Source organism: Streptomyces sp. NPDC093510 (assembly GCF_040683555.1).
Taxonomy (GTDB): domain Bacteria; phylum Actinomycetota; class Actinomycetes; order Streptomycetales; family Streptomycetaceae; genus Streptomyces.
This window is the reverse complement of the sequence record NZ_JBFBEE010000057.1, coordinates 1-7,850: the sequence shown is the minus strand read 5'-3', so window position 1 is coordinate 7,850 and position 7,850 is coordinate 1. Positions and strand designations below refer to the sequence as shown.

The window sequence follows — 7,850 nt, the reverse complement described above, 5'->3', positions numbered from 1 at the left end:
TTCGCCACCACCGAGTTGTCGTCACCCGCGGCGAACATGTTGGCGGCCTGCAGGCGAACACCCTCGCGAAAGGACCGTCGTTCGGCCGTCAGGCCGCCGCCTTGTGGATACCTCATGGTTCCGGCGTACCGCGACTGAGACCACCTGTCAGCCCCTCCGACATCACGCCCACAAGCTCAGTAACTGCGCCACCTCTAACGAAGGCGCAGGCCCCCCGGCAGTTCGTCTTCAATGATCTCGACCAGCCAGTCGAAGGCGGTCGGGCCACGTCCAGCACGGGCTTCCGCCAACCTGGCAGCCATACGCGCCCTGTTCGTCGGATGGCAGCGGGCGAGCCACATCTCGAGCTGCCGAGCAGTCTCCGGGTATCCCAGACACTGGTGGGAGGCTTCGTGGTCACGCCACTCGATCACGAAGTCGCCGTCGTCCGGTGTCCCGAAGCCACCCCGGAGGCAGTCAGCGAAAGCATCAAGGTTCCGGCCGAAGTAACCGCCGCAGCCGATGCTCTCGCCGACGACCCGCCAGAAGTCCTCCAGTGTCTTGACCTGGCTGCCGTCCAACACGTATCTCACCGTCACAGCCCGCAGGTTGCGTCCGGCCTGGCGGCCTGCCCATCCGTTTTGAATCAGTGCTGTTCAGGCAGCACTTCGCAAGGGTTCGCCGAAACATGTGCGCTGTGGCAACCGACTCGTCGAAAACGATCGCGACGCTCTTCCTCTCCTCGCGCCCGGTCAGCACCAGGAACAGCAGCTCAGCTCCGTGCCGGTCGAGTTCGATGTAGCCGAGAAAAGTCGGAATACTTCAGTAGCGAGTACTGCGGGGTCGGTGGACAGTAGGCGTTCGAAGCCGATATCGACTGCGCACAAAGGGGAACCGCCCGATGAGTACATGGGTTTGCCGACGTGTGTGGCACCGTACGGTCGACTGTTCCGGAACCAGGCCGGCCAACCGGGACCGAGTCAGCCAAGGGGCGACGCCTGCGGGGTGGGCCGGGGCTTGGGCCGGGAGTAGACCGGAACTACTTGTCAGGAGCGGGACACCGGCGGGGGGATTCTGGGAAGGGCTGCATATTGCGGACCACGCTGTGGTCTGGCCGAGTGGAAGGCGCCTGACAGGGAGAAGCCCAGTTCAGGCGCCTTTTCTCATGCCTCTAGAAGAAGCCGAGCTTCTTCGGCGAGTACGACACCAGTAGGTTCTTCGTCTGCTGGTGGTACGCGGCATTTCACCGTTCCTGACCTGCAAAAACGGATGGAAGTACTTGGTAGGGGAGCGCTTTGGTCCGCCCCTGGTCCGGACCTTGCTCTTCGATGCTGACGTAGGCCCAGGCCCCACATGGCACAGGTAGGCAAATCCGTCTCGGGGCGTCCAGCCAGTCCAGTGCGGACGCTTACGTCCAGTTCGATAGCCTTGGGTGCGAGGGTGTCCACGGGGTTGGTGATTCGCCGGTGATCCCGCGGGGCCTCTTCGTTTGACTGGTAAAGAACGTTTGCAGCTTGCTTCGTCGCCTCCGTTGTACCCGGGGTGGCCGGTGTCGTATCCGGCGCAGGGGCGTGCTGACGACGCGGGTGCTGTGGCTGATGCGGGGCACGCGGCATGGGAATTTTCCGGGCGAACTGAACGCCTTGGATGCTTCCTCCATGCTTCCGGTCCGCTCCAGGTGGCACGAATGTGGTGGGGCTTTACTGGGCATCGTGTTTCACGTTGTGCTGGGTGTGCCTGTTTGCTCGTTCTCTCCTTTTCGCGACGAATTTCTGTGACCGAAGTTCCCTGAGCCCTGCGGATTTCCGCCGCTGGGTCCGTGAGCAGCTCCGGGCGACGGCCGCATCTCAGGTCCTGTGGAAGCGGCTTCGGAACTTCGCCTGCGTCTGTCCGCCGCAGCAGACCAAGCTCCTCGTCTCCTCAAGGCGAACCCGAGGGAGGTTGACCTCATTTCGGGGTTCACCCAGGACACCAAGCCCTCCGCTGCCCTTGCCTACCGCCTGGCCGACGTCCTCTTCGCGATGCTCCGCGACGGCGCCTTCAACCAACCACCAACCTCGCTCACCCCTTGATCCAAGTGACACGGGCACCCCCGGAAGTCACCTCCGAAGCCCCCCAAGGCCGTCCCCGACCTCCCCGACTCCGGCCGATCCTCGAATTGCCTCCAAAAACCGTAAGATCCCGCCAGATCGACTCGATCGGACGGGATCTCAAGAACCGAACCCAAGATATTTCTAGAACGGTCCCCGGACGTACGGGCACAGCTCAGACCGTGACCCTGCCCTCATCAGAGACGGCGTCAGCCACCCGGGTTGGAGACAAGGGCGTGCTCACGGGACAGGGAGCTGGGGGTGGTGTCGGCGTTCACGGCCAGCTTTCCGGTCGACCAGCGGACCATGACGTCGTCCTCGCGGGCGGTGCCGCCGCCGAAGGCGCCGACGGTGCTCAGGGTTGCCTGGCGCCAGGGGGAGCCCGCGGGGCGGAGCCGGTGTTCGGACCTCAGGGACTTGGCGGCGATGTTCTCGTAGACCGAGACCTCGCCGTCGGACCAGCGTACGAAAAGATCCTGTCCGGAGGAGGAGTTGCCGAAGCTGCCTGCCGATATGTCCCGCGCGTGCGTCCAGGTCTTGTTCGGGGCAATGAGCTTCCGCTCGGTGTGCGTGCCCTTCGCGTCGACGCCGGGGTAGAGCGTGAGCTCGCCGTCCGACCAGCGGACCACCAGGTCGTCGGCTTCGGTGCCGGCTGCCGCGAAGTGACCGGCTGTGATGGACTTCGCGTTCTTCCAGAGGTTGTTCGGGCCCCGGAGCTGGATTTCGTTGCGGAGTTTGGTGTTCTCGTCGACGTCCTTGTAGAGGGTCAGTTCACCGTCGGACCACCGCACCAAGAGGTCGTACGCGGCGGAGCCCGTGAAGTCTCCGGCGGTGATCACCTCGGCGTGCTTCCAGGTGCCGTTGGGCCCGATCAGCCGGACCTGCTTGCCGAACCCGAACTTTCCGTTGCCGCGGTACAGGGTGACTTCGCCGTCGTTCCTGCGGACGACCAGGTCGCTGATTGCGTCGCGCACCGAGGCGGTATGGAACTGTCCGGAAGTCATGGCCTTGGCGCGCTGCCAGGTCCTGGCGTCGCCGAGGACGCTTGCTTCGTCCGGCGGCGCGTCGCCGACCGCCTGCCGGTAGAGGCGGAAAACATCGTCGTCGAACTGAGAGGTGTAGGAGACGTGGTCGTAGAGCCCGCCGGTCTTGTAACCGCCGATGACCCCGACGAGGCTCCCGCGGCGGCCGTCGAAGTTCTCCAGGAACGGGCCTCCGCTGACCCCCGCACGGAATCCGTCGCACTGGATCTCCATGAATCGGCCGTGGAACGCGGTCGTGTCATTGGTGCACTGCAACGGAGTCCTCTTACCGCCGGGGTATCCGGCGACCGTCACCTTCTTGCGTGCCAGACGAGCGGAGTCCACCACGGTGAGCGTGTTCCCGCGGCCGGTCGCGTCCTCCAAGAGCTGGCCCCGGGCGTTCGGGCCGACGCGGAGGAAGGCGAAGTCCACGTCGTCGCTGGGCGTCGACTGCAGATAGCGGCCGTCGATCCAGATCTTGCCCGGCTGTACCGGGAAGACGCCGTACGGGGTTTCGCCCACCTGGCCCGCCTCGGCGGCCCCGGCGCGGTAGCCGGGGACGAAGGCGATGCTGCGGTTGCGCCGGTCGCCCTTGAGGCAGTGCGCCGCCGTGATGACCAGGCTCTTGGTCGGCGAGGCCACCGCACTCGCGCTGCAGAACTGATCGGCGGTCGCCGCCCCGTCGTCGCCCCGGATCAGGAACACGCCCACCGAGGCGATGCCCTGGGTCGTCGGCCTGCTCGGCGCCCTCAGCGAACGCTTCTGCCGCCCACCGGGCTCGGCCTCGTCGCCCTTGGCTTCATCACCCTTGGCTTCATCGCCCTTGATCTTCTTGTCCTTGACGCCGATCGCGACGGCACCACGAATGCGCTCAGGACTCCAGTAGCGCTCCGCTTCCCGTGCCTCGCGCATCGCCTCCTGGGTGACGTCCGGAGTGGTGCCGGAGGTTCGGGAGGTGGCCGGAGCACTGCCCACGGATGCGGAAGCGGGTGCCGACACGGGTGCGGCCGTCGCCGGGGTGGTGAAAGCGATCGCGGCGCTCATGCCTAGCAGGGCGGCACGCAACCATAGTGTTCGTCTCGTGAGAGGCACTGCTTGCATTCCTTCTTACGTACCGGCTTACGTGCCGGGGAAGCGGCGGGCAGCGGGAGAGGCCCGGAGGAGTGTGCGCGGGGCCGGTGTCGAGAACACCGGCCCCGCGCGGTTGCCTTGCAGCGACGGCGTCGCTCAGCCGACGAGCTTGACCTCGCCGTGCGTGCCGGCCGCGTCGACGCCCGGATAGAGGCCGAGCCTGTTGTCGGCCCAGCGCACGAGGACATCGTTCGGCCGCTCGTTGGCGACGAAGGCACCAGTGTTGACCACGGTGGCCGACTTCCAGGCCGACTTGGCCGGCCTGATCTTGGTCTCGCCATGGAAGCCACCGGTGGTCACACCCGGGTAGATGGTGGCTTCGCCGTCGGACCAGCGGACCAGGAGGTCCGCGGTCTTCTTGCCGGTGAACTCGCCCGCAGTGATCTGGTCGGCGTGCGGCCAGGTCTTGTTGGGCTTCAGCAAAGTCTTCTCGCCGCGCAGAGCGTTGGTGTTGACGTCGGTGTAGAGCGACACCTCTCCGTCGGCCCAGGTCACGAGGAGGTCATCGCGCTGCGCGTTGGCCGTGTACTTGCCGGCGGTGATCTGCTCGGCGTACGGCCACGTCTTGTTCTTGGCGGGGGCGAGCTTCTTCTCGCCGTGGAGGCCCTTCTTGTCGACGTGGGTGTACTGGGTGAGCTCGCCGTCGACCCAGCGCACGATCAGCCCGTCGGACCCGCCGCCGAAGCTCGCGCCGGTGATCTGCTTGGCGTGCTTGAAGACACTGTTCTTGGCGGCGATGCGGTACTCGGCCGAGAAGGGGTGACGAGCGTCCTTGTCGTCGGCGCCCTGATACAGGGTGACCTCGCCGTCGATCCAGCGCACAATCATGTCCATGTGACGTGTCCCGCCGGCCGAACCGCCGGTGAAGTACCCGGAGGCGATGTGCTCCGCGTACTTCCACGGGGCGTTGGGGAAGGCCGTACGGTAACTGACCTTCTGCACCCAGGCGTTGATGTCGTCCACGCGGCTGTCGACGGCGCCCCTGCGGGTCTCGGCGGGGTCGGTGCCCACGCACCCGCCCTGCCAGGAGGTGCTGTTGACGGCGACCAGCTCCGGGTGGCCGTCGCTCTCCTGGAACGCCGGGCCGCCGGTGTCGCCCTTGCAGACGGCCGCCGTGGCAGGGTCGTCGCCGGTCAGGCCGAGGGAGGAGCCCTGCACCGAGTCCACCGTGACCCTGGTGCTGTGCAGCTTGTCGGGTACCCACACGGCGTGGGTGCGGCCGTAGCCCGCGACCCGCAGCCTGTCGCCCTTGGCGGGCGCGGAGGTCGCCAGGGCCACCGGTGTGACGCCGGTCACCGGCTTGTCGAGCTTCGCCATCACCAGATCGCGGCCCTCGTACGGGACGAGCTCGACGACGTTCGCCACGGTGCCGGACGAACCGGTGAGGTTCGTCCGGCCGACGGTCGCCGTCGTCTTCCACTTCGGCGCGCCCTCGGAGACCTTGAAGCTTTTGGCGGGGTCGGTGGCGAAGCAACTCGCGGCGGATATCACCCACTGCCTGTCGACCAGCGCACCCGAGCAACTGCGGTGGCCGCCGCCTATGTCGAGCTGGGCGGTGAAGGCGTAGGTGCCGTCCTTCGCTGCTCCGCCCCCCACTGCCTGGGCGGGGGCGGCGATCATGGCACCGGCCGTGACGGCGGTGGCGAGAAGCCCGGTCATCCACGCGGTACGCGGACGTCTGCTAAGCACGTTTAATTCCCTAAATCACAGAAGAACAGCGGAGGTTGTCGGGGAGAGCGAAGCGTGGTGCACGCCGCGACTCACCCGGGCCGCCCGCTCAATTACCGTTGACGCGGAGCTCGACCAGAACCGCGGGCTTTCCGCTCGCCCCCGGACTGAGATCTCCCGTGCCGACGGGCTGAAATCCGCCCTTCTCCACCTGGACGGTCTTCTTTCCGTCCTCGGAGGTGACGGTGGCCTGGAATGCCGGTCCCTCGGAATCGACGGAGTACACCTTCGGGACCTCCAGGCTGAGGTATCCCTTCTTGCCGGTGGACTTGAAGCAGTACTTGTTTCCGTCGTCGTTGGTGTGCGTGGTGCGCACCAGGATGTTGGCGTCGGCGCAGTCGCTCAGGACGATGTGGCCGTCCCCGCGCTTGAGGGTGATGCCCTTGTCCTCGAGGAGCCGCGCGGCGTCCGGGTAGGCGAAGTCCTCCACGGCGGAGGGCGGGGCTGTCACCCTCGTCCCGCTCTGCTGGGCGACGGCCTCGGCTGGTTGGCCTCCGGGCTGGGCGACGGCCGCGGTGGCAGCTCCCGCGACGGCCATCGTGATGCCGATGACGCCGGCGAGCAGCTTTCTGCGCGCACGAAGTATCACCAGTGAACTCCTTTCAAGTGGGTTGCGACTGCAGCGGTGTTGGGCGGACGAGAGCCGCGAAGCGCTGCTAAGCATCGCGTAAGGGGCCAGAGCAACGTAACACCCCTTAACGGACGCAGATGAATCACGGCACAGGGCTGTGAAGTTGGGATAACGAATCGAGAACGACGGGTGGTCGGGGGCAACGTGATCCCGAGGGCTCCCCTCCGCGTGCATGCGCCATCTACATTCTTGTGCGCCGTCAAGTCACCTTCGATACAAACCAAATGGAGCGCTACTCTCACGTCGCCGTTCGCGGCAATCCGCAACGAACAAGAAGGGTTTTTCGTGAGGCGTAGTAAGCGCTCGAACTGGGCGGGGAACACCTGGCCGTATAGCGTGTGCGGCTTGAGAAGTCTGAGTACGGTCATCCTTCCGATGGCACTCCTGGCCGGAATTCTCGGTACCAGTCCGGCCCATGCGACCGACCGGGGCGGGGGAGAAGAACCGGAAATCGTCACCCCCATACCGGCAACCGATCGAGGTCGGGCCGTCGAGGCATGGAAACAGGGCGGCCCCGGCGTCAGAGCCGCGGCGGAAGCTGCTCTCATGGGCAGCGACAGGGACGTACGGCGGTTTCTGGACAGCGAGAAGCCGATCGCCGAACAGAGCGACGAACGGGTCGCCATCGTCCAGATCTCCTCCGCCGTCGGAGGACAGGAAGTCCGCGCTGCCGCGCGCACCGCCCTGAACGGATCGCCCGACGAGCTCCGCGCGTTCCTTAAGGACGGCTGGAAGGTCCCGCTGGAGAAGGACCAGCGGGTACAGGTCACGCAGGTCATGAGCACCGGCGGCAACGAGGTCCAAGAGGCGGGGCGGGCCGCCCTGAAGGGCTCGATCGACGACGTCAGGAAGTTCCTCGACGACGGGCAGTACACCGCGCGCGAGGCCGACGAACGCGTGCGGATCGTTCAGCTCATGAGCATCGGCGGCCCCGCGACGAAGCAGGCCGCGAGGGTCGCGCTCAAGGGCGGCGTCGAGGACGTACGGGAATTTTTGAACGTGGGCCAGTACGTGGCCCGCTCCCGCGACCAAGAGCACGCCACGGTCGCGCAGCTGGCACAGCAGGCCAAGGAGGCCGGGCAGCTCGCCAGGCGCGAGACGCAGGAGGCCAAGAACGCCTCTGCGCGTGCGGTGGAGGCGTCCAGGCTGGCCAAGGACGCTGCGAAGAAGGCCGCTGAGGAGACCGCGGCGGCCAAGAAGGACTCCGTCCGTGCGGCGAACGCGGCCGGACGCGCCGCGGCCGCGGCCAGTGGCGCGGCCCGGGCCGCG

Annotated in this window: 5 protein-coding genes and 1 pseudogene; 1 reads left to right on the top strand and 5 read right to left on the bottom strand. The window is 66.5% G+C overall.

The features are described from left to right. Positions 1-194 precede the first annotated feature (194 nt). The 5 genes and pseudogenes from AB0N81_RS41855 to AB0N81_RS41835 all read right to left on the bottom strand — a co-directional run bounded on the left by AB0N81_RS41855 (position 195) and on the right by AB0N81_RS41835 (position 6,539). Entirely contained in the window at positions 195-578 is a 384-nt protein-coding gene (locus tag AB0N81_RS41855) for a barstar family protein (protein ID WP_365368166.1), read from the bottom strand. Positions 579-684: 106 nt separating this feature from the next. Beyond that, positions 685-786, bottom strand: a pseudogene (locus AB0N81_RS41850) (AAA family ATPase); the annotation flags it as partial. Between the two features lie 1,492 nt (positions 787-2,278). Further along, complete coding sequence (locus AB0N81_RS41845) at positions 2,279-4,135, bottom strand: trypsin-like peptidase domain-containing protein (RefSeq protein WP_365368164.1); 1,857 nt, start codon at positions 4,133-4,135, stop codon at positions 2,279-2,281. 183 nt (positions 4,136-4,318) lie between these two features. Beyond that, the gene (locus AB0N81_RS41840; RefSeq protein WP_365368162.1) at positions 4,319-5,911 is read right to left on the bottom strand and encodes a trypsin-like serine protease; all 1,593 of its coding nucleotides are present in this window, start codon (positions 5,909-5,911) and stop codon (positions 4,319-4,321) included. Between the two features lie 88 nt (positions 5,912-5,999). Further along, positions 6,000-6,539 (bottom strand): hypothetical protein, encoded by a 540-nt coding sequence (locus AB0N81_RS41835; protein ID WP_365368160.1) that lies wholly within the window; start codon positions 6,537-6,539, stop codon positions 6,000-6,002. Between the two features lie 417 nt (positions 6,540-6,956). On the opposite strand from AB0N81_RS41835, the gene AB0N81_RS41830 reads away from it, so the two are divergent. Beyond that, positions 6,957-7,850, top strand: an 894-nt coding sequence (locus AB0N81_RS41830; RefSeq protein WP_365368168.1) for an ALF repeat-containing protein, incomplete at its 3' end; no start/stop codon positions are given.